The following is a 19,480-nucleotide window of genomic DNA, read 5'->3' as shown; positions in this document are numbered from 1 at the left end:
ATTATGGCTCGATCTGCCCTTGTTATTGGTATTGCGCGTTATAGCAATTTTCGTAATCTCGAAAAAACGGTAAATGATGCAGGGGCGATCGCGGAAATATTGGAGCAACATGGGCATTATGCGATCGAGCCTTTACCACGCAAGCTCGTTGCAGGCGATGAAAATCGCTATGAGTTAGATCGAGATCCTAAGAAAGAGGTGAAGGGGAGCGATCTCACGGCTAAGCTGAAAACTTTTTTGTTAGAGCAAGCTAAGGGCAAAGATGCGCTGATTTATTTTGCGGGGCATGGGTTTGTTGTCCCTGATGTGGTTGGCGATGAGATTGGGTATTTGGCGGCGACGGATGCGGGTAAGGATGGTCAAAATGCGCTGAGCTTTGATGTTTTTACCAAGCTAGTGGCGAAGTCGGAGTTAACTAATCTGGTGGTGTTGCTGGATTGTTGTCATGCGGGGAATTTGATTGAGAGCGTTCAATATCAGGCGATGCAAAAGGTTTTTAATGATAAGAAGAATTATTACTTAATGGCGGCTTGTCGTGGGTTTGAGCGATCGCGTGAGGGTGTGGAGCATGGCATTTTTACGGCGGCGGTATTGGAGGTGCTACGCGCAAGGGTTGCGACTGGGGAAGCGGTGGATCTTGACAGTTTGTTTAGTGAGGTATCGCAAAGGCTGAAGCAAAGCGGTCAGGAGGTGGTGCGATCGGCGATGGGTGGTGCGATTACTTTGATTGAGAAGGCTAGGGGGAATCTTGCGCCTGTGGTGAATGAAACTTGTCCTTATGTGGGATTGGAAGCCTTCGATCAAAAGACTGCTCAGTATTTTTATGGTAGAGAAGAGCAGCTTGATTTGTTGTTGAGAAAGATTGAAAAATCGCGATTTGTGCCTGTGATTGGCGCTTCGGGTAGCGGTAAATCATCGCTAGTGAAAGCGGGTTTGATGACGAATTTAGCAAAGCAGGGCTGGTGTGTACTGCCGCCGATGAAGCCTTGGGCAAATCCATTGATGATGTTAAAGCAATCGCTGGTACAGCAGTTTTATAAGTTACCTGCGGAAATTCAGAGGGCTTATGCGCGGCTAGAATCGGAAGGTTTGAATGCGATTTTGCCTGAAGGATCGCAGCGAGTTTTGCTGGTGGTGGATCAGTTTGAGGAGTTGTTTACGGTTTGTCCGAGTGAGCAGGAACGACAAGATTTTATACGGCTGTTGGTGGAAGGAGCCGAGCAAGAGGGACGCTTAACGATCGCCACAACGATGAGAGCTGATTTTGTGGAACAGGCGTTGCAATATCCTGCTTTAGCAAGGTTGATCCAACGCGATCGCGTATTTTGGTTAGTGCCGTTAGAACTGTCTGAGATGAAAGAGGCGATCGCGAAGCCCGCGCAAATGCAAGGCTACGAACTCGCAGAGGGTTTGCTAGAGGCAATTTGTGAGGATGTGGAAGCTGAGAAAAATAGTTTGCCGTTATTGGAGTTTGCGCTGACGGAGTTATGGGAACGCCGCGATCGCCAAAATCATCGATTGACTTTGGTTGCCTATTTAGAGATGGGCAAGTTACGCGGCGCGTTGGATCGTCATGCTAAGCGGTTGTATGAGGATGTATTGCGATCGGATGAGGAGCGCAAGTGGGCGAAACGTTTGTTTTTGAAGTTGGTGCGGACGGGGCAGGATGTTAGGGACACGCGGCAGCGACAGTCGAAACAGTTTTTGTTAGGGATGGCGAGATCGGAAGCTGATCGAGAGGAGATCGCTAATTTGTTAGAAATTTTCGCGGGGGCTGATGGGCGGCTATTGGTGGCAAGTGATGAGAATAATATTGCTTTTGTGGATTTGGCGCATGAGGCGTTGATGGATGGTTGGGAAATGTTTGTTGAATGGCGATCGCAAGATCGGGATTTGAGAAGACTTTGCGATCGCATCAATGATGACTTCAAGCAGTGGCAGAACCAGCAATGCAACGACAAGTTTTTATTGTCTGAAGGTGTGGTTGCCCAAATCGAGGAAGTGGAAGTTGCGATTAACGATTACCTCACGCCCGAACAACAGGAATTCGTGCGGCAAAGTCTTTATAAATACAAGCCGTGGCTTGATCGCGCGAATCTGCCCGAACTGGTGGATATTCCTAGCGGCACATTCTGGATGGGTTCGACTGAAGGAAAAGGACGTGAGGATGAGAAGCCATATCATCAAGTTACGGTAAAAGCGTTTCAGATGGGTAAGTATCCCGTCACGCAGGCGCAATGGCGGACGGTGGCGATGTCGCCCAAGGTCGAGATCGATCTGAGTCTAAACCCTTCGCAATTTCGTGGTGAAGATTGCCCTGTCGAAAAGGTAGATTGGTACGAAGCTCAAGAGTTTTGTGCGCGGCTATCTCAACTGACAGGAGAGACCTATCGACTGCCTAGCGAAGTAGAATGGGAATATGCCTGTCGTGCGGGATCACATACAGAATATTGCTTTGGTGACGATGAAGGTCAGCTTGGGGAATATGCTTGGTATAAAGAAAATAGCGACAGCAAAACGGGACTTGTTGGGCAAAAACGACCTAACGCTTGGGGACTTTACGATCTACATGGCAATGTTTGGGAATGGTGTGCCGATGATTGTCATGACAGTTACGAAGGAGCGCCAACAGATTCACAAATTTGGACAGAAAATGTTACGAATTATGAAGAAGGCAGCAAAACGAGAAAAATGCTGCGTGGTGGTTCGTGGATCGACAATGCTGAGCATTGTCGTTCTGCGTTTCGCAACGACGGTCGCAACGCGCGTTTTCAGTACGGCTACCTCGGTTTTCGGGTTGTGTGTGTTGTGCGGTGAGGACTCCCTTCTCTGTTCTTTTGCCTCAACCCTTTGCACTTTTTCGTATTTATCTGCCCTTCTTTGATCAGCCCTTCGCCTATCGGCGATCAATTTGTTTTTCAATCCTAAAATCCCTTAATGAAATTGGGAATTGTGCGGTCAACCATTTTCTGCGATTTGTGTAGAAAAGACAATAAGTAAGGTGGGCAATGCCCACCTTACTTATTGTCTTTTTTCCTAGAAACACTCGAGCGATATAGCTACCAAAGATTGGAGCGATCGCTACAATCAGCACCAGTGTCAGTCCAATTTGAATCCATCCCTGTAGCATGGTGGAGATTTTCCTTTTGAGTCGATAAACTATCAGGAACCCATTCCTAACCGTCAAATCATCGATCCATTTTCCCTGCTTGACAAGGTATATCTTTACGTTTAGAACGCTTTTGCCCACTAGTATCTAGGTTGTGAGCTTGGTAAAGATTTAACCGTTTAGACTGCGTTTAGTTGGTGTTTAGTTGGCGATCGCTGTTTAACTTTCTAAGGGTGCGACCTTTATGTGATACCTTCTAAAATCAGCAAAATTCTTGTCTAGTATATCTTTCATCGAATCCACTCAAGGATTATGATCTGAATTAACGAAGGTCAGAATGCTTACGCAGTAACGGTTTATCAGATGGAGGTCTCACCCGTTTCTAACTTGATTGACTGACCATTCACATTTTGCCCAATCAATACAAAATCTCGATAATTGGTTACTAATACCTGACGATATTTATCCCAGTATTTAGAAACCTGTGGCGTATTGGCGATTACCCAAGCATCATCCCCTGTCCCCTTAATTTCGATTACGCCTCGTTCAGGATTCTGTGGATCAATAAGGTCATTCCCCGATCGCTTCTGAAATTGCCGCGCTGTAAAGAGTCCGCCATCGGGCATTCCTGCACCTTGATTTTTTAGCTGCATCACACAACGTACTTTTGGCTGTAAAGTTGACCCAATAGTATTGAGCAAATTGGCTAAAGCATTGTAATAGGATGTTTCTTTAACACCAGCGCCTGTTGCTCGAATATCGCGTAATTCACGAATATATATTTCAAAAGGACTCATAACTAATTTGCAGGGTGCGAAGCCAAACTATCCTTTATATTATGGCTTAATTGATAGCTATCCTCAATTTATAAGAACAAATGTCCAAACAATTATCCGAACCATCTTGGCGATCGCCCTTCTTTTGGATAATTGCGGGGCTATTTGGAATGGTGTTTATTTTAGAATTTTCCACCCCGCCAGACTATGTAATGAGTTATCTCTACGTCAGCCCGATCTTGATTGCTAATTCTCGATTGAGCCGTGCTGCCATATTTCAAATCGTCTTAGCGGCAGTAATTCTAACTTTATCAAATATCTGGATTCCCGCCAATAGCGAAATTCACGCTTCAATGGTGGTGAATCGTTTAGTGACAGTATTTGCTTTGATCATGACTGGGATTTTAAGCGATCGCCATCGCCTAACACTGCAAACCTTGGTAAAGCAACAGGCAAAATTACAGGCTCAAGAGAAAATCATGAATGTGCGTGAAGATTTTGCTTCTACCCTTGCCCATGATTTGAAAACGCCATTACTAGGAGCGATCGAAACTCTGCAAGCTTTCGATCGCGAACAATTTGGAAGTATTCAGTTTAAACAAAAAACAGTTTTGGCAACGATGATTCGCAGTCATCAAAACAGTTTGCGCTTAGTTGAGACTCTTCTTGATGTCTATCGCAATGAAACAGAAGGCTTGCAGTTGAGATTAGCTCCAATTAATTTGGCAACTTTAGCGGAAGAGGTTGCCACATCACTGCTTCCCCTATCGAATAGTCGCAGCGTTTATTTGACTGTACATTACGGTGATTCCGAATTCCGTAAATTTCTGTGGGTGAATGGTGATGCTTTCCAGTTGCGTCGTGTCTTTTCCAATCTGCTCACTAATGCCATCAATCATTCCCCAAGATGGGCAAAAGTCGAGGTAGTACTAGAAACAGAGTCATCGTATCAGTTAGTCCAAGTGATTGATTTCGGCGCAGGGATTAAACAAGATGAAAAACAGTATTTATTTGAGAGGTTTTATCAAGGTCAGAGCGATCGCCTTGCTAGCGGTTCTGGGCTAGGCTTATATCTAACACGCCAAATTATTGAGGCGCATGGCGGTACAATTTGGGCAGAGAATCGTCTTCCCCATGGCGCAATATTCGGCTTTCGGTTAACCACTTTGCCCTATTCATCGAATGACCCTAGATAATCTAAAAATATTATTAGTTGAAGATGATGAACTATTTCGCCTTGGCTTACAGGTGCGTTTGCAGCAAGAGACTAAAATTGCAGTTTTAGCCGAGGCTAGCGATGGAGAAATGGCGATCGACCTTGCCAAAGTGCAAACTTTCGATCTTGTCCTTCTTGATATTGGTCTACCAGGGCTGGGCGGACTAGAAACCTGCCGCCAACTCAAGCGCAATCATCCGAACTTGCCGATTTTGGTGCTTACTTCCCGCAATGAGCAATCGTTAATTTCACGTTTAGTATCAGCAGGCGCACAGGGTTATTGCCTCAAAGGTGTCACCGCCGAAACCTTAATTCTTGCCATGCGATCGGTCATAGCTGGCGCATCTTGGTGGGATGCCAACGCTACCGCCGAAATCCATCATGCTTTTCAAACTCAATCTTCCGAGCTTGCTCCCGACAACTTATCTAGTTCAAAAGTCAATACTTTGACTAGACGAGAAAAAGAAATTCTCAGTTTAATAGCCGATCAGAAAACAAATCAAGAAATCGCTGAGATTCTCTATATTTCTTCGGGAACAGTACGCGTTCATATTCATGCAATTTTGCACAAATTGGGAGTGAACGATCGCAAACAAGCAATCGCCATGCAAAATAATCATTTATAAATTACCAACCAGAAGTGATGAAGAATTTACACCGTCCGTTTAGCCTTGTAATTAGTGCGATCGCACTGACCATAGGAAGTTGTACTATCCCAGAAGCTAACCCTAATGCGCCAACTGCTCAAGCATCAGCATCAGCGATCGCGACTAATAAAGAACGTCCTCCGATCGGCTTCAAGCAAGTTACTGTAGCAAAAGATTTAGAGAACCCTTGGGGAATGGCATGGTTGCCTGATGGCGCGATTCTAATTACAGAACGCATTGGTCGTGTCAAAATCCTCCGAAATGGATCGTTAGAGCAAATTGCGATCGCTAAAATTCCGAAGCTGTTTGTGTCTGGACAGGCAGGTTTGATGGATATCTCACTACATCCACGCTTTGCGCAGAATAGATTGGTTTATCTCACATTCTCCACTGGGAATTTCCAATCTAATCACACCAGTATTTTGAGAGTGAAATTTGATGGTAAAGCTTTGGTGGAGCCGCAAGTGATTTTTGAGGTAACACCATCAAAATCAGGGAATCAACACTTTGGTTCGCGCATCGTTTGGCTACCTGATAACACAATGCTGATCGCGATCGGTGATGGAGGCAATCCTCCTTTACAACTGAATGGCGAATTGATGCGCAAACAGGCTCAAAAGCTGAATAGTCAGCTTGGTAAAGTCCTACGACTCAAAGATGATGGCTCCATTCCCTCTGATAATCCCTTTGTAAAAACTGCTGGTGCTAATCCTGCGATTTGGAGTTATGGACATCGCAATATTCAAGGATTATTTGCCGATCCCACATCAAAGCAAGTATGGTCAACCGAGCATGGTTCAAGAGGTGGTGATGAATTAAACCTAATCGAAGCAGGTAAGAACTATGGCTGGCCGGTTGTAACCTTTAGCCAAGAATATACAGGAGGTAAAATTTCTAAGGAAGTATCTCGTCTCAATATGGTCGATCCTAAATTGGTGTGGACTCCTGCGATCGCTCCATCGGGTCTGCTGCTATATCGTGGCAATATCTTTCGAGATTGGCAAGGCAATTTGTTTGCTGGTGGATTAGTATCCAAATCTGTTGTGCGCATCAAAATAGAAGGTAATAAAACAATAGTTCAAGAAACTATTCCTGTCGGTCAGCGAGTAAGAGATGTACGTCAAGGAAAAGATGGATTTATTTATATTCTGACCGATGAACAAGCAGGGCAACTTATTCGCCTTGAACCAATGTAGTAATAGGCAATGGATATTAAGAATAAATTGCACCTTAAGATACTAAATACCCTATTGGAGATTATTGTATTTGTTGCAACCTAGCTTGCCTCAGATGGAAATATTTCCACACCACAATTCTTAGCAAAAGCCTTACTAACTGCTTTAGTCTTATCTCCAATCACACAGCCATGAGCATCATTAGTACAAATCAAGACACATGCGTTGTTATTTATTTGATACGCACTGCAACCAGTATCGACAAAGCAAACAGTTTCATTGGTTGACTCACATAATTGAGTTGGGCAGTGAGTCACCCGCTGCTGTAGATCAAAAGCCAACTCTGCCGTAAAAGATACCACAGCATTCTTTTGCAGCTTTTTAGCCCTTTCATAACTTGCCTCTAAATTGGTTAGCTGAGCTATATCCACAGACATATATTCACCACGAAAGATTGCTGAAGTTGGACGCATCTCAGTAGGATGAAACTGACCAGGATGCACCCACCTAAAAAGCTTGTCCACAGGTTTTACTTGATAGTTGTCGCTCATTCAACCTCTGTTTCCATAAGCCATTCAAGTAGATTAATTGCAAAACCTACGTCTATAAAGTTGCCTTCCTCGTCACTATCACGATCACTTTTTAGATATTCAAAAGGTTGTTCTAAGTTCGCAGGTACAAATATCTCTAACTGGCGATCAGGAAATCTCTTTCCACACCACTCAAACAAAATTGCCCCATCTGAACAAGGAGCAATAAAAGGCGATAAGCGAGAGAAACTCATGTTATTGGCATTAAAATAGCTTCGAGTCACTTCAGATAAATCTAAAGCTTTGTGAATGTGTTGTCCACTAAAGCCTGCTGCACCATATCCATCCCAGTTATCTTTAAGAGTAATAAGATGCTTTAATCTCTGAAAAGCATTAGTATTGCTAATCCAATCAAATTCAGACTGATGAACCTTTAGCTCAACATTTTTAATAATTGATTTGGGTTTTGACAAAGCTATATCTATATCATTAGAATCCTTAGATCTTGGTCTGAAGAGAGCAGTAATAGCTACGTCTTCATGTTCATCAACCTGTGTTAAAGGCTTATTCGTGAATATAGATTGTCTGGCTACAAACATACTTTTTCTTACCTTAGAGACTCATAGTAGTCTGGATTGAGAGACGAGATAAATGCTGCCTCAACACAGTCATGCGCTTGATTGAGCCAGTTTTGAAACCAACTAGATAGATCAAATATCTTATTACTGGACTCAATAGACTCAATTCCTTGAGAAATAAAATCTAAGTCTAGTAGTAACACTACCTTACCATCACCCCTTTGAACAATACCCGTTTGGTGTTTTAAAACCGCCTTGGGTTGCACATACTGAAATTCATAAACTTGACTAAATCCTGCTAGATCAAGATTTAAAGGGCTAGGCAATATAGGAAAGACAGACAAAAATTGCTCAATCTCAAATCGACCTTCAGGAGGAGAAATATGATTGATATAACGCAACCCCACCCTCTCAAGTTTGACTTCTCCAATCAGTTCAACATACTTGCTACCCATCCTAAGTATTAAATCTCTGAAATTTTCCCAGTTTGTATATGGTTGCAGATGATGAACTACTAATAGGTCTGCACCAATTTGTACTACTACAGAGTTATCTTTATTTCTAAGTTGCAACCTTGACAATGCTTTATTTGGCTCTGACATATCAACAGGTTGCCCGCCAACAGCAACCTGAAAAACTGGATTAAGTTCTGTACATTCGGGAAATTCATCTTTTACTTCGGCATAGAAACGTTTAGGTAAAGCGGTGTCCCACTGATCTGAGGGACTAAACCTTAACTCGCAAAGAGCCTCTACGAGTGGTTGTTTAGTTAGTAGTTCACCCATATTTTTACCAACACATCATTAAATTTATTAAGTTACAGACATTTGAGTATCTCATTTTAAATCAGTCATCAAACGATTTTTATTTAAGTTCAAGTGTTTTCAAGTTTTTTCCTCCCTTCCATAACCTAAAAATCGAAGTAGATAAATGGTAGTTTCTTATCGGGGCTGAGGATGCTGACTAGAAAAAGGCTGACGGGGACTAGAAATAACTTCACTTGCCAGTTTAACTGCCACTTGGCGCGATCGCATTGATACGCTACGAGAGAACACATACATAGACCAAATAGTAATAACGCGATCTGTCCTGCCGTAATACCGAGAGATTCCACATAGATTTTTACGCCGAACTGAGGATCGCTCTCGTAGCCCCAGAGTCTTTGCAAAAACATATTTGTATCAGCTAAATTAGGTAAGCGGAACGGAATCCAGCCTAAAAACACTACCAACTGTGTGATCACAACTGCCAAGAGTCTCATTGGCAAAGGCTTCCAGATTTTATGCAAATCTTCAAATACGCTGCAAACTTCCATCCAGAGGCGATGAGCCACCAGCGCCGCACCATGCCAGACACCCCAAATAATGAAGCCCCAATTTGCTCCATGCCAAATCCCGACTACGAGCATGATGATCATCAAATTTAGGCAGGTGCGCCAAAGCCCACCCCTAGAACCACCCAGAGGAATATACAGATAATTTCGCATCCATGCGCCGAGGGTCATGTGCCAACGCCGCCAAAAGTCGGAAATGCTTGCTGAGAAATAAGGGAAATCGAAATTTTGAGGCAACTTGAAACCTAATAACAAAGCGCTACCTCTAGCCATATCGATATAGCCACTAAAGTCACAGTAAATTTGAATGCCATAGGCAAATAGAGCTAACCAGAGATCGATACTGCCTGCGCGTTCAGTATTCCGAAAACTGAGATCGACTAGTCTTGCCAGATTGTCAGCGATGATCCCTTTTTTGACGGCTCCACAGGCAAATAGCCATACCCCTTCGGCAATATCAGGCAAAACGGGACGCGATCGCGTGATTAGTTGAGGCGCAAATTCTTGATAACGAGTAATGGGACCAGATAGCAGCTTGGCAAAAAATAACTTATAAGCTGCAAAATTTAGAAAATCCTTGGCGGGACTATTACCGCGATAGGTATCAACTAAGTAAGCAATTAACTCAAACACAAAAAAGCTGAGGGTGATCGGCGGTACGATGTTTGCCTTCGCCCAGATTGCTAGCGAACTCCCCACTGGCAAACCCGTAATATTGCCGATCGCCGTTGCAACGAAAGGAATATATTTAAAGCCAAATAGCAGTAACACATCAAAAAATATCCCCACAAAAAGCAGCCACTGCTTCAGGAATTTGTCGCCTTTGCGAATTTCTCCTCCCAACCAAAAATTAATTGCCAACATCACTAACAACAGCCAAACATATTGCCTCTGGATAAATGAGTAAAACAGTAAGCTTGCTGTCAAAATAATTAACAAGCGTGCTTGCACATTCGGTAAGAGCCAATATACAACTGTGGTGATGATCAGGAATAGAGCATAATCAAGGGACAGAAAGTCCATTTTTATGCCAATCAAAAACTGGGAAAAATGGAGGGGCAGAAAATCCATTGTTAGGAGACTACTTCAGGTTCAGGTAGATTAAGCAGCGTCGATGGATCATCAAGTGGGGCATCATCAATATGTTTGATGGGAACCCAGTCTGGCAAGGCGCAGCTAGCTTCTTCTACCTGTAATTGGACACAGGGAATTGTATCCGAAAGTATGGAGCTTGCCATCATACCTGTATGAATCTCAACATGTGCCGAGGCGATCGCCTCAAATATGAGATTTTGCCCAGGGAATACGACCCGCTCGAAATACCATTGAGGAACATCGGTGATCCGAGCTATTTGGATTTTGCTGGTGGCATTTACATAGGAGCAGACAATCTTTTTGTCGTGCAAACCAGCAGGTAACGGATCAAATATGGACATAGTGTTTTTATATAAAGTTATTCAAGCAAAAATTAACAAGATTTTTTGAACATTAAACCAGCCTAAGTTAGTCATGAACCCAAAAATATTCCTAATTAAACCAAATAAACCCTGCCGATATGTTTGGAATTAACAAGAATACTAATCTTGCCATTTTGCCCGTACATAAGCTAACACTCAAGACCAACTAGCGATTGTAAACACTACTACCAACTATCAATTCAGCGATCGCCAATTTGATCCCTGTTTGATCCCCGATTTATCGATCCCCATAATTACCTAACTGGCGAAATAGTGAATATAATTAAGATATGTAAAGACTTAGCGGTGAATATCCAGCGATTCTCAAAAATAAAAATCACTGTAAAAGCCCCAAAAATAATAAGAAATAATTTAGATCAAAGATAAAATCCTATGTCTACCACTGATTTCATAAAAGATCCTCAAGATTTAGCTAGTGATATATCTGGTGTAGCCGTAGGCTGCGATCGCATTCTCTACATTCGCCTGCCATGCAACCCGATTTTCCCGATAGGCGTAGTTTATTTATCCGATCACATTCATAAGGTTGCACCCCATGTGCAGCAAAATATTTTTGACTTAGGCACTGTGCCACCTCTTGATTTTTATGGGGCGCTAGATCGGGCGATCGACAAGTTTCAACCCAACTTATTAGTATTTTCTTGGCGTGACATTCAGATTTATGCACCTGTGGGTGGACGTGGTGGTAATCCTCTGCAAAATGCCTTTGAGTTTTACTATGCCAAAAATCCTTTCAAAAAATTCCGTGGCGCTGTCAATGGACTACGACTATTTACCTCCTATTACACTGAGCTTTGGCGCAACTCAAATTTAATTAAGCGAGGGTTAAGTAGAGCAAGACGATATCACCCTGATGCCAAGGCGGTAATTGGTGGCGGTGCGGTAAGTGTCTTTTATGAACAGTTAGGAAACGTTTTACCCAAAGGAACTATTATTTCAGTTGGTGAGGGTGAATCTCTATTGGAGCGCTTGGTACAGGGGCGTGAAATCGAAAGCGATCGCTGCTATGTGGCTGGTGAAACCAAGCCTCGCGCCAGATTAATCCATGAGCAACCTGCACCGATTGAAAAAAGCGCCTGTAATTATGAATATATCGAATCGATTTGGGAAGATTTCAATTATTATTTCCGCGATCGCGACTTTTATATTGGTGTGCAAACTAAGCGGGGATGTCCTCATAACTGTTGTTATTGTATTTATACGGTAATTGAGGGTAAGCAAGTTCGCATCAATCCCACCGACGAAGTGATCAAGGAAATGCGCCAACTTTACGATCGCGGCGTTCGCAATTTCTGGTTCACCGATGCTCAGTTTATTCCTGCCAAGAAGTTTATTGATGATGCGATCGAGCTATTAGAAAAAGTTAAAGCATCGGGTATGACCGATATTCATTGGGCAGCCTATATCCGTGCTGACAATCTCACTCCTTACCTCTGTCAGTTAATGGTGGAGACAGGCATGAGCTATTTCGAGATCGGTATTACTAGTGGCTCTCAAGAACTTGTGCGTAAGATGCGCATGGGCTATAACCTCAAATCAGTTTTGCAAAACTGTCGCGATCTCAGAGCCGCAGGATTTAATCAATTAGTTTCCGTTAACTATTCTTTTAATGTGATCGACGAAACTCTAGAAACAGTTCGTCAAACGATCGCCTATCACCGAGAATTGGAAGCTATATTCGGTGCTGACAAAGTAGAACCTGCGATCTTCTTCATTGGCTTGCAACCGCATACCCATTTGGAAGATTATGCTTTCAAAAATAATATTCTCAAGAAAGGCTATAACCCGATGAGCATGATGCCTTGGACTGCCAAGAAGTTGCTTTGGAATCCTGAGCCTCTAGGTTCTTTCTTTGGGGAAGTATGTCTAGAAGCATGGAAGCGTGATGATGATGACTTTGGGCGGACGGTAATGGATATTCTCGAAGAACGTCTAGGACGCGCACCATTGGAAGAAGCTCTCGCTGCTCCGATGAAAGAACTAGTAAATGCTTAATTAAAGCAAGAGGTGGCGCTACGCGCCACCTCTCCCGTTTCGGGTTTATAATATGTAATCAGCGAATGGAATAACATTTATGGTTCAAGCCGCGATTCCCCAAGTCAAGTATCTATCCTACGAAGAATACTATGCCTATGATGACGGCAGTGATATCCGCTATGAGCTAGAGGATGGAGAATTAGTTGCAAGGCTACCAGAATCAATTTTTAACTCAGATGTATCAATACATCTATTATTTGCTTTGGGAAACTTTGTCCCCCATCATCTTTTAGCTTATAAAGAGATTGCTATTGCGGTAAGCGGTCGTAGAGCTACAGTAAGAATACCTGATCTGATAATTTTGGGCGAAGAATGTCGGATAGCTTTAGAGATGACGAAGAGAGGAACAATTACCCATGATATGCCGCCGCCATTGGTGGTAATTGAGGTCGTATCTGCTGGACATGAAAATGAAGCAAGGGACTATCGCTTTAAGCGCTCTGAATATGCAGCGAGAGGGATTGCTGAGTATTGGATAGTCGATCCTGTACGTAGCCAGATTACGATGCTATCTTGGGTTGAAGGCTTTTATGAAGAAGCTGTTTATACAGGTGATGTAGTGATTAAAAGTGGCGTAATTCCAGAAATTGAGATTGATTTGAGAGATATTCTGGGTTAACTTTTTCATGCAGGATTATCTACAACAGGTGCGCGATCGCCTAATCAATTATCGCAATTTATTCCAAAAAGAATTAACAGAATCTGAGCTAATAGAAATATTAGGTCTTGAAGAGAAGCTAGATAAAAGCGCGATCGCGATCGCAGTTTTTGGCATGGTATCACGGGGAAAGTCATCATTAATTAATGCTTTACTGGGGCAGAAGCTAGGAGAGACGGGCGCTACTCATGGCACAACTAAAAATGTTGCTGTGTATGCGTGGGAGATGCCCTCACCCCCAGCCCCTCTCCCAGAGGGCGAAGGGAGAAAGAAAATTCAACTGCGATTAATTGATACACAGGGGATTGATGAGATTGGTGGCGCAATCAGAGGTGAAATGGCTCTGGAAGCAGCCAAGCAAGCTGACTTAATTTTGTTTGCGATCGCAGGAGATATGACGAGATTAGAGCAGGAGGCGATCGCAAATCTACAAAAATCCTATAAGCCGATTTTGTTGATTTTTAATAAAATCGACCTATATCCTGAGTGCGATCGCTATGCCATTCATCAGGCGTTACAAAATATAGAAATGCAGAAGCTGATCTCACCGCAAGAGATTGTCTTAACATCAGCAGAGCCGAAGCCTTTTAAGGTAAGGCTTCAATATAGTGATGGGCGCGATAGTCAAGAAGTTTGGGAACAGCCGAAGCCTGATATCCAATCTTTAAAAGAGCGAATTCTCGATTTGTTGAATACTGAAGGGAAAGAACTGTTAGCCGTGAATGTATTGCGATCGCTGTTAGAAATCCAAAATGCGGTCACGCAAAGACATGTCCAAAAATTACAAGCATCAACGGAGATCGCAGCTTTGGTATTTATCGCTGAGGCAATCGGGATGTTGATATCGCCTTCGCGATGGGTGGATGGCTTGATTAGTGGTATTTTTACTGGTCTATTCGTGAGTTGGGCGATCGGTAAATATCCGAGTCAGAAAAAGTATTTATGGTTAATGGTGATTTTGGCGATCGCTGTTTTTGCTGGAGGGTTAGACATCAATAACAAAGTTGCTCGCTATATTCAAATTGCTGGGTCGGGCTTAAGTTTATTGTTGCTATTTAAGAGCCTTATCGCTGATATCGATCAGAGTCGAGCCTCTGGCAAGCTTGGGGCAAAAACACTAATCACCAAAATTATTCAGAATCTACCCGAAGGCTCAATATTAAAAAGATTTCAGAACATTTAGCGATAAAGGCAGCGCTAAGCGCTGCCTTTATCGCTAAATGTTCCAATCCCGCCGAAAAGTAAACCAGTTCTTGAATTTCGCTTGCTGGCGACGATCTCGATGGAGTTTTTCCCATTGCTCTGCGATCTGGAACTCTTGTAAAACAGCGATATTTTGGATTTTGACTTTTCCTTGCATCGCGATCGCGATCGCCTCGATCTCTAACTTGGCACGATCTCCAAACATACTTGCACCAAGGATTTGCCCTTTATGGTCGCAAATGATTTTGCATAAACTATTCTCAGTAGAGCTTTCTAAAATATACAGAGCTTGCCCATACTTTTGTTTTGCCAATAGTTCAGTCATGCCAATCTGAGCGACGGTTGGCGTAGTTGAAACATCTATCATCGGCGGAACTTGAGGTATGGATACCGATCGCCAAAACCCAGTTTGTAGGGTTTGTTGCATAATCTTGGCAATATCTTGATCGCCGTGGCATTGATAAATATGACGATCGATAGGAAAGTAAAACTCTCTTGGGGCTAAGGTCACTAAAAGGCGATCGCAATCTATCGTCTGGTTGTCTAGCCAAATCCTTGTTCGACTATGCTCAATCTGACTTACCGCAGTCGTTTGGGTGTTGGTATAAACCTCGATCCCTTCAGCTTCTAATTGTGCTTGCAAAGTACGAGCGATCGCTACATCCACATTTGGTAAAATATGAGGGTGATCGGTGATTAGACTTGTATGGACACCCAAAAAATTTATTGCTTGCGCGATCGCACATGCATTGGAGTCATCACCTAGAACGGCGATCGATTTAGGCAAATATTCTAAATTTAGGAACTGATTTGCGGTTAAGTAATTATGTTCAGCAAGCCCAAAGATTTTCCGTAGTGGTGTGATGTCATGGGCGATCGCATAGGCTCGCGAACTGAGACTACGCTGAGAAAATGCTCTAGATCTCTCTGGGAGAGAATTTTCGCGAACTTCTAAAATATGAGAGTTTTGGACTTTGCCTTGAAATTTACATTCTCCGGCAATTACATCAACCCCATTTTTTTTCAGTATTTCCAACATTTCCGCCTGACAATAATTATCGCGAATCAAGGATATCTGCTGAGCAAAAATTTGCAAACGCTCAGATTTAGGGCGATCGCCGATCTTATTTTTCAATAACAGTAAAATATGATCAATCTGGGCAATATTTAGATATGCATCTTTTACTTGATGATCCCATACCCAAGCAACTCTGGCTTCACGTAGCGCCACAAGGCTAACTAATTTATGAGCATGAGCGCTCATGCCAATTACAACGAGGTCATAATCGACCGACATTCTAGACAATCTCTTAATCAATTAACGACTAAACCAATGCTAGTACAAAACAGCATTTATCTTGATCTTGCGATCGATCGCAACCCGATTGTAGTTGCACCAGAGATCTCTGTACTGGAAGCGATTGGGCTGATGAATCAATCATTTAATTCATTAGACCCTGAACAGTCATGTGACCGTAGCTTGCTTGAATCCAGAGCAGATTGTGTTTTGGTGGCTGATGAAAATAAGTTGATTGGGCTTTTTTCCAAGTGGGATGTATTGACATTAGTGCAGAAGCAAGTGAACCTCCAAAGTTTGCAGATTGTTGATGTGCTTTCAGATCGACCAATGGTAATTAGGCGATCGCAAATTCAAGATTTGGAGTCAATGCTCAACCTCTTGCACCAATTTCGATGTCGCCATTTACCTGTGCTAGATGACTTTGACAAAATAATCGGAGTTGCTACTCAAGAAAGTATTTTCTTTGCAAAAAACAGGCTGGCTGAAGATACTCTAGCCAATGTGGAAGCTCAAAAACGCGCAGTTTTAAATGCAATTCCAGACCTAATTTATCGTGTCAGTGTTGATGGAATTTATCTAGAATGCTTTTCAAGCAACTATGTTACTGATATACTCCCATCTGACTTTGATCCGATCAGCAAACATCTTTCAGATGTACTGCCCAACGATTTAGCAAACCGCAAATTACATGCAATCAAAGAGGCGATCGCTACTGATAAAATTCAGTCGTTTGAACAGCAATGGAATATTAATGGTCAAATACAATACGAAGAGGTGCAGATAGTTAAAGTCAACGATCAAGAAGTTTTGACAATTATTCGGAATATTAGCGATCGCAAGCAGGCTGAAGAAGCTTTACGAGAATCAGAAATGCGATTTAGAAGCGTATTTGACAATGCTGCGGTGGGAATTTCATTAGCTGGACTTGATGGGAAACATTTGGCTGTCAACCAATCTCTATGTCAGATGTTGGGATATACAGAGAAGGAGCTGCAAGTGTTGACTTTTCAGGAAATCACCTATCCTGAAGATCTAGAAATCGATCTTTATCACCATCAGAAACTACTTGACAATGAGATTGATAGTTTCCATATCGAGAAGCGATTTCTGCATAAAAATGGACAATTTATTTGGGGATTAATGAGTGTTTCCATAGTGCGAGATCCTCAAAATCAGCCTATGTATGATATTGCGCTAATTCAAAATATCAATGAGCTGAAAACTACTCAACAAGAACTATCCAAACTCAATCAAGAATTAGAAATTAGAATTCAACAAAGAACTGCTGATCTTGCTGAAAGTAAAACTCGCAAACAAGAAATACTCAATGCAATTCCTGATTTATTACTTCGCCTTAAACAAGATGGGACTTGCCTTGATTTTATGTTGCCAATTGTCCCCGACAAAGAAGCCTTTGTGCCAATCAAGCAAAATATTTCTGAAGTTTTATCGCCGACAGTTCTGGCTGAACAACTTGCAGTATTCAATAAAGCAATTACCACTGGCGAAGTCCAAATCTACGAACACAAGCTCCAAAAATATGGTGAATGGGTGTATGAGGAAGTTCGGATTAGTCCTTGTGGTGAAGATGAAGTCTTAGTATTAGTGAGAAATATCAGCGATCGCAAACGTGCCGAAGAAGCTCTCCAGTTAAGCAATGAAAAGCTGATCGCAATCAATAAAGAACTAGAGCGAGTAACTCGTCTTAAAGATGAGTTTCTTGCCACGATGAGTCATGAGTTGCGGACTCCTCTCAATGCCATTTTAGGACTCTCTGAAGGATTACTAGAGGAGGTTTTTGGTGAACTGAATCAGCGTCAACAAGGTTCATTAAAAACAATTCAAAAAAGTGGTCAACATCTTTTGGAGTTAATTACCGATATTCTTGATGTTGCCAAAATTGAAGCAGGAATGTTTACTCTAGATCTAACATCAGTCTCGGTGCGCTATCTATGCGACAGTAGCCTTAGCTTTGTTAAACATCAAGCTACTCAAAAGAATATTCGATTAAATCTCATAATTCATGATGATGTACCAACAGCGATCGTGATTGATGAGCGAAGAATGCGACAGTTGTTAATTAACTTATTGAGTAATGCTGTAAAGTTCACCCAAAAAAATGGGACAGTCAATCTTGAAGCAAATTTAGCCAATGTTGCCATAGGTTTATCAGGAGCACATTCCGAAGAAAATTTTAAACCTGAGATTCGTTTTTCTGTGTCTGATACTGGTATCGGTATCTCTGTGGAGGATATCAACAAACTATTTCAGCCCTTTGTGCAGATTGACAGCAGCCTCAGTCGTCAGTATGCAGGTACAGGACTAGGTTTAAATTTAGTTAAGAAACTGGCTGAACTGCACGGCGGGCAAGTAAGCATTGAGAGTAAAGTCGGTGAAGGTAGTTGCTTTACTGTCAGCATTCCCTACAGCGCTTTGCGCTCAGACGAACCACAATAAATTTTTGAAAGTGTTGCGAAGCAACACTTTCAAAAATTTATTGGTTCGAGTTTGAGCGCAAAGCGCTGTAGGAAAGTAGATAAAAACAAATCCTCAAAATGGCGTAGCCATTTTGAGGATTTGTTTTTATCTGTGTTGCGATTGAAAAGGATAGAGCAACTGTTGCCAATAGGTTTGAGGAATAATCTCATCAACTCCATAGGTTGCGGGCATCTGATTTTTGGGGACATAATATGTACCAAACAATAAATCGATAATTGGAAAGCCAGAAAAATTTTTGTCGCGGGCGGCGAGATCATTGCTGTGATGCCAGTGATGAAATTCAGGTGTAGCAATTATGCGATTTAGTATCGGGAACTGGAATTTTGTATTGGAATGATTTAAAATCGGTAAAATTGCACTAAACACGAGATAAATCCCAAAAGTTTCCCTTGTGAATCCCAATAAAAATAGTGGTACTCCCACTGCAATATTCACAACGATCATTTCCAAGGGATGTAGTCGCGCCGAAGCTAGCCAATCTAGTTCTGCACTACTATGATGAATTACGTGAAATCGCCATAACCAAGGTACTGAGTGTGCAAAGCGATGCACAGCATAAAATGTTAGCTGGGCAATAAAAAAAGCTTCAGCAAATTGAAGTATATCGGGTTGACTTCTGACTGCTATTTGCAAGGATGGGGAAATCGCGCCTCTAAAAAAGATATATAGTAAGGTGGCTACTAGATACGTGCCAATATTCACAAGAATGTGATTAAAGAAAAAATGGGCAACATCCGTGAGCCAACCTTGACGAAAGTGCTTTTGCTCTTTTCTCAGTGGATACAACCATTCAAGTATGCCGAATAAAAGCCAAAGCACCAAAAAGGCAATAACAAATTTCATGGCGATCGCTTAGTTTGCTTTAACTACATAGACTCTCAATATCTAATATAGGTTCATTTTAGAGATACCAAATAAAAACCAAAATTGTTGCGGCGGGC

16 protein-coding genes are annotated in these 19,480 nt (G+C 42.3%); 8 read left to right on the top strand and 8 right to left on the bottom strand.

The annotated features are described in order from the left end of the window. The first annotated feature begins 3 nt into the window (after window positions 1-3). Window positions 4-2,817 carry an SUMF1/EgtB/PvdO family nonheme iron enzyme gene (locus APA_RS09665; protein WP_201322075.1) on the top strand — a complete coding sequence of 938 codons (2,814 nt, stop codon included), beginning with the start codon at window positions 4-6 and terminating at the stop codon, window positions 2,815-2,817. Between the two features lie 651 nt (window positions 2,818-3,468). Here APA_RS09665 and APA_RS09660 read toward each other — a convergent pair. Then, window positions 3,469-3,906: a hypothetical protein gene (locus APA_RS09660; protein ID WP_201322074.1), complete on the bottom strand. Its 438-nt coding sequence runs from the start codon at window positions 3,904-3,906 to the stop codon at window positions 3,469-3,471. Between the two features lie 80 nt (window positions 3,907-3,986). On the opposite strand from APA_RS09660, the gene APA_RS09655 reads away from it, so the two are divergent. The 3 genes from APA_RS09655 to APA_RS09645 are packed head-to-tail and all read left to right on the top strand — an operon-like array spanning window position 3,987 to window position 6,944. Next, the gene (locus APA_RS09655) at window positions 3,987-5,081 is read left to right on the top strand and encodes a sensor histidine kinase KdpD (RefSeq protein ID WP_201322073.1); all 1,095 of its coding nucleotides are present in this window, start codon (window positions 3,987-3,989) and stop codon (window positions 5,079-5,081) included. Beyond that, window positions 5,068-5,727 carry a response regulator transcription factor gene (locus APA_RS09650; RefSeq protein WP_201322072.1) on the top strand — a complete coding sequence of 220 codons (660 nt, stop codon included), beginning with the start codon at window positions 5,068-5,070 and terminating at the stop codon, window positions 5,725-5,727. The genes APA_RS09655 and APA_RS09650 overlap by 14 nt, the downstream gene beginning before the upstream one ends. Before the next feature lie 17 nt (window positions 5,728-5,744). Next, complete coding sequence (locus APA_RS09645) at window positions 5,745-6,944, top strand: PQQ-dependent sugar dehydrogenase (RefSeq protein WP_201322071.1); 1,200 nt, start codon at window positions 5,745-5,747, stop codon at window positions 6,942-6,944. Window positions 6,945-7,024: 80 nt separating this feature from the next. Here APA_RS09645 and APA_RS09640 read toward each other — a convergent pair whose 3' ends face one another. From APA_RS09640 to APA_RS09620, 5 genes are all read right to left on the bottom strand, one after another. Beyond that, a complete protein-coding gene (locus tag APA_RS09640) occupies window positions 7,025-7,474 on the bottom strand; it encodes a hypothetical protein (RefSeq protein WP_201322070.1) in 450 nt (149 codons plus the stop codon). Beyond that, the gene (locus APA_RS09635; RefSeq protein ID WP_201322069.1) at window positions 7,471-8,052 is read right to left on the bottom strand and encodes a hypothetical protein; all 582 of its coding nucleotides are present in this window, start codon (window positions 8,050-8,052) and stop codon (window positions 7,471-7,473) included. Before APA_RS09635 ends, APA_RS09640 begins: the two co-directional genes overlap by 4 nt. An 8-nt stretch (window positions 8,053-8,060) precedes the next feature. Continuing rightward, window positions 8,061-8,816: a TIGR04255 family protein gene (locus APA_RS09630; protein WP_201322068.1), complete on the bottom strand. Its 756-nt coding sequence runs from the start codon at window positions 8,814-8,816 to the stop codon at window positions 8,061-8,063. Window positions 8,817-8,941: 125 nt separating this feature from the next. Next, the gene (locus APA_RS09625) at window positions 8,942-10,435 is read right to left on the bottom strand and encodes an MBOAT family protein (RefSeq protein ID WP_236579485.1); all 1,494 of its coding nucleotides are present in this window, start codon (window positions 10,433-10,435) and stop codon (window positions 8,942-8,944) included. 2 nt (window positions 10,436-10,437) lie between these two features. Further along, window positions 10,438-10,800, bottom strand: coding sequence for a DUF1830 domain-containing protein (locus APA_RS09620; protein ID WP_201322067.1), 363 nt, complete (start codon window positions 10,798-10,800; stop codon window positions 10,438-10,440). A 414-nt stretch (window positions 10,801-11,214) separates the two neighbouring features. On the opposite strand from APA_RS09620, the gene APA_RS09615 reads away from it, so the two are divergent. The 3 genes from APA_RS09615 (at window position 11,215) to APA_RS09605 (ending at window position 14,720) form a co-directional block, all read left to right on the top strand. Beyond that, window positions 11,215-12,837 (top strand): photosystem II high light acclimation radical SAM protein, encoded by a 1,623-nt coding sequence (locus APA_RS09615; protein ID WP_236579484.1) that lies wholly within the window; start codon window positions 11,215-11,217, stop codon window positions 12,835-12,837. 79 nt (window positions 12,838-12,916) lie between these two features. After that, on the top strand, window positions 12,917-13,498 hold the full coding sequence (locus tag APA_RS09610) for a Uma2 family endonuclease (RefSeq protein WP_201322066.1): 582 nt from the start codon (window positions 12,917-12,919) through the stop codon (window positions 13,496-13,498). A gap of 7 nt (window positions 13,499-13,505) precedes the next feature. Next, the gene (locus APA_RS09605; protein ID WP_201322065.1) at window positions 13,506-14,720 is read left to right on the top strand and encodes a GTPase; all 1,215 of its coding nucleotides are present in this window, start codon (window positions 13,506-13,508) and stop codon (window positions 14,718-14,720) included. 33 nt (window positions 14,721-14,753) lie between these two features. On the opposite strand, the gene APA_RS09600 is transcribed toward APA_RS09605, so the two are convergent. Further along, complete coding sequence (locus tag APA_RS09600) at window positions 14,754-16,037, bottom strand: NAD-binding protein (RefSeq protein ID WP_201322064.1); 1,284 nt, start codon at window positions 16,035-16,037, stop codon at window positions 14,754-14,756. A 36-nt stretch (window positions 16,038-16,073) separates the two neighbouring features. Here APA_RS09600 and APA_RS09595 point away from each other — a divergent pair, with 36 nt between their 5' ends. Beyond that, on the top strand, window positions 16,074-18,497 hold the full coding sequence (locus APA_RS09595; RefSeq protein ID WP_201322063.1) for a PAS domain S-box protein: 2,424 nt from the start codon (window positions 16,074-16,076) through the stop codon (window positions 18,495-18,497). Window positions 18,498-18,623: 126 nt separating this feature from the next. On the opposite strand, the gene APA_RS09590 is transcribed toward APA_RS09595, so the two are convergent. Next, window positions 18,624-19,382: a sterol desaturase family protein gene (locus APA_RS09590; protein ID WP_201322062.1), complete on the bottom strand. Its 759-nt coding sequence runs from the start codon at window positions 19,380-19,382 to the stop codon at window positions 18,624-18,626. Between the last annotated feature and the right edge of the window lie 98 nt (window positions 19,383-19,480).

The sequence above is a fragment of the Pseudanabaena sp. lw0831 genome (assembly GCF_016584665.1).
In the GTDB taxonomy this organism is placed as follows: domain Bacteria; phylum Cyanobacteriota; class Cyanobacteriia; order Pseudanabaenales; family Pseudanabaenaceae; genus Pseudanabaena.
The sequence above is the reverse complement of the archived record's forward strand: the minus strand, read 5'-3'. Positions and strand labels throughout refer to the sequence as shown.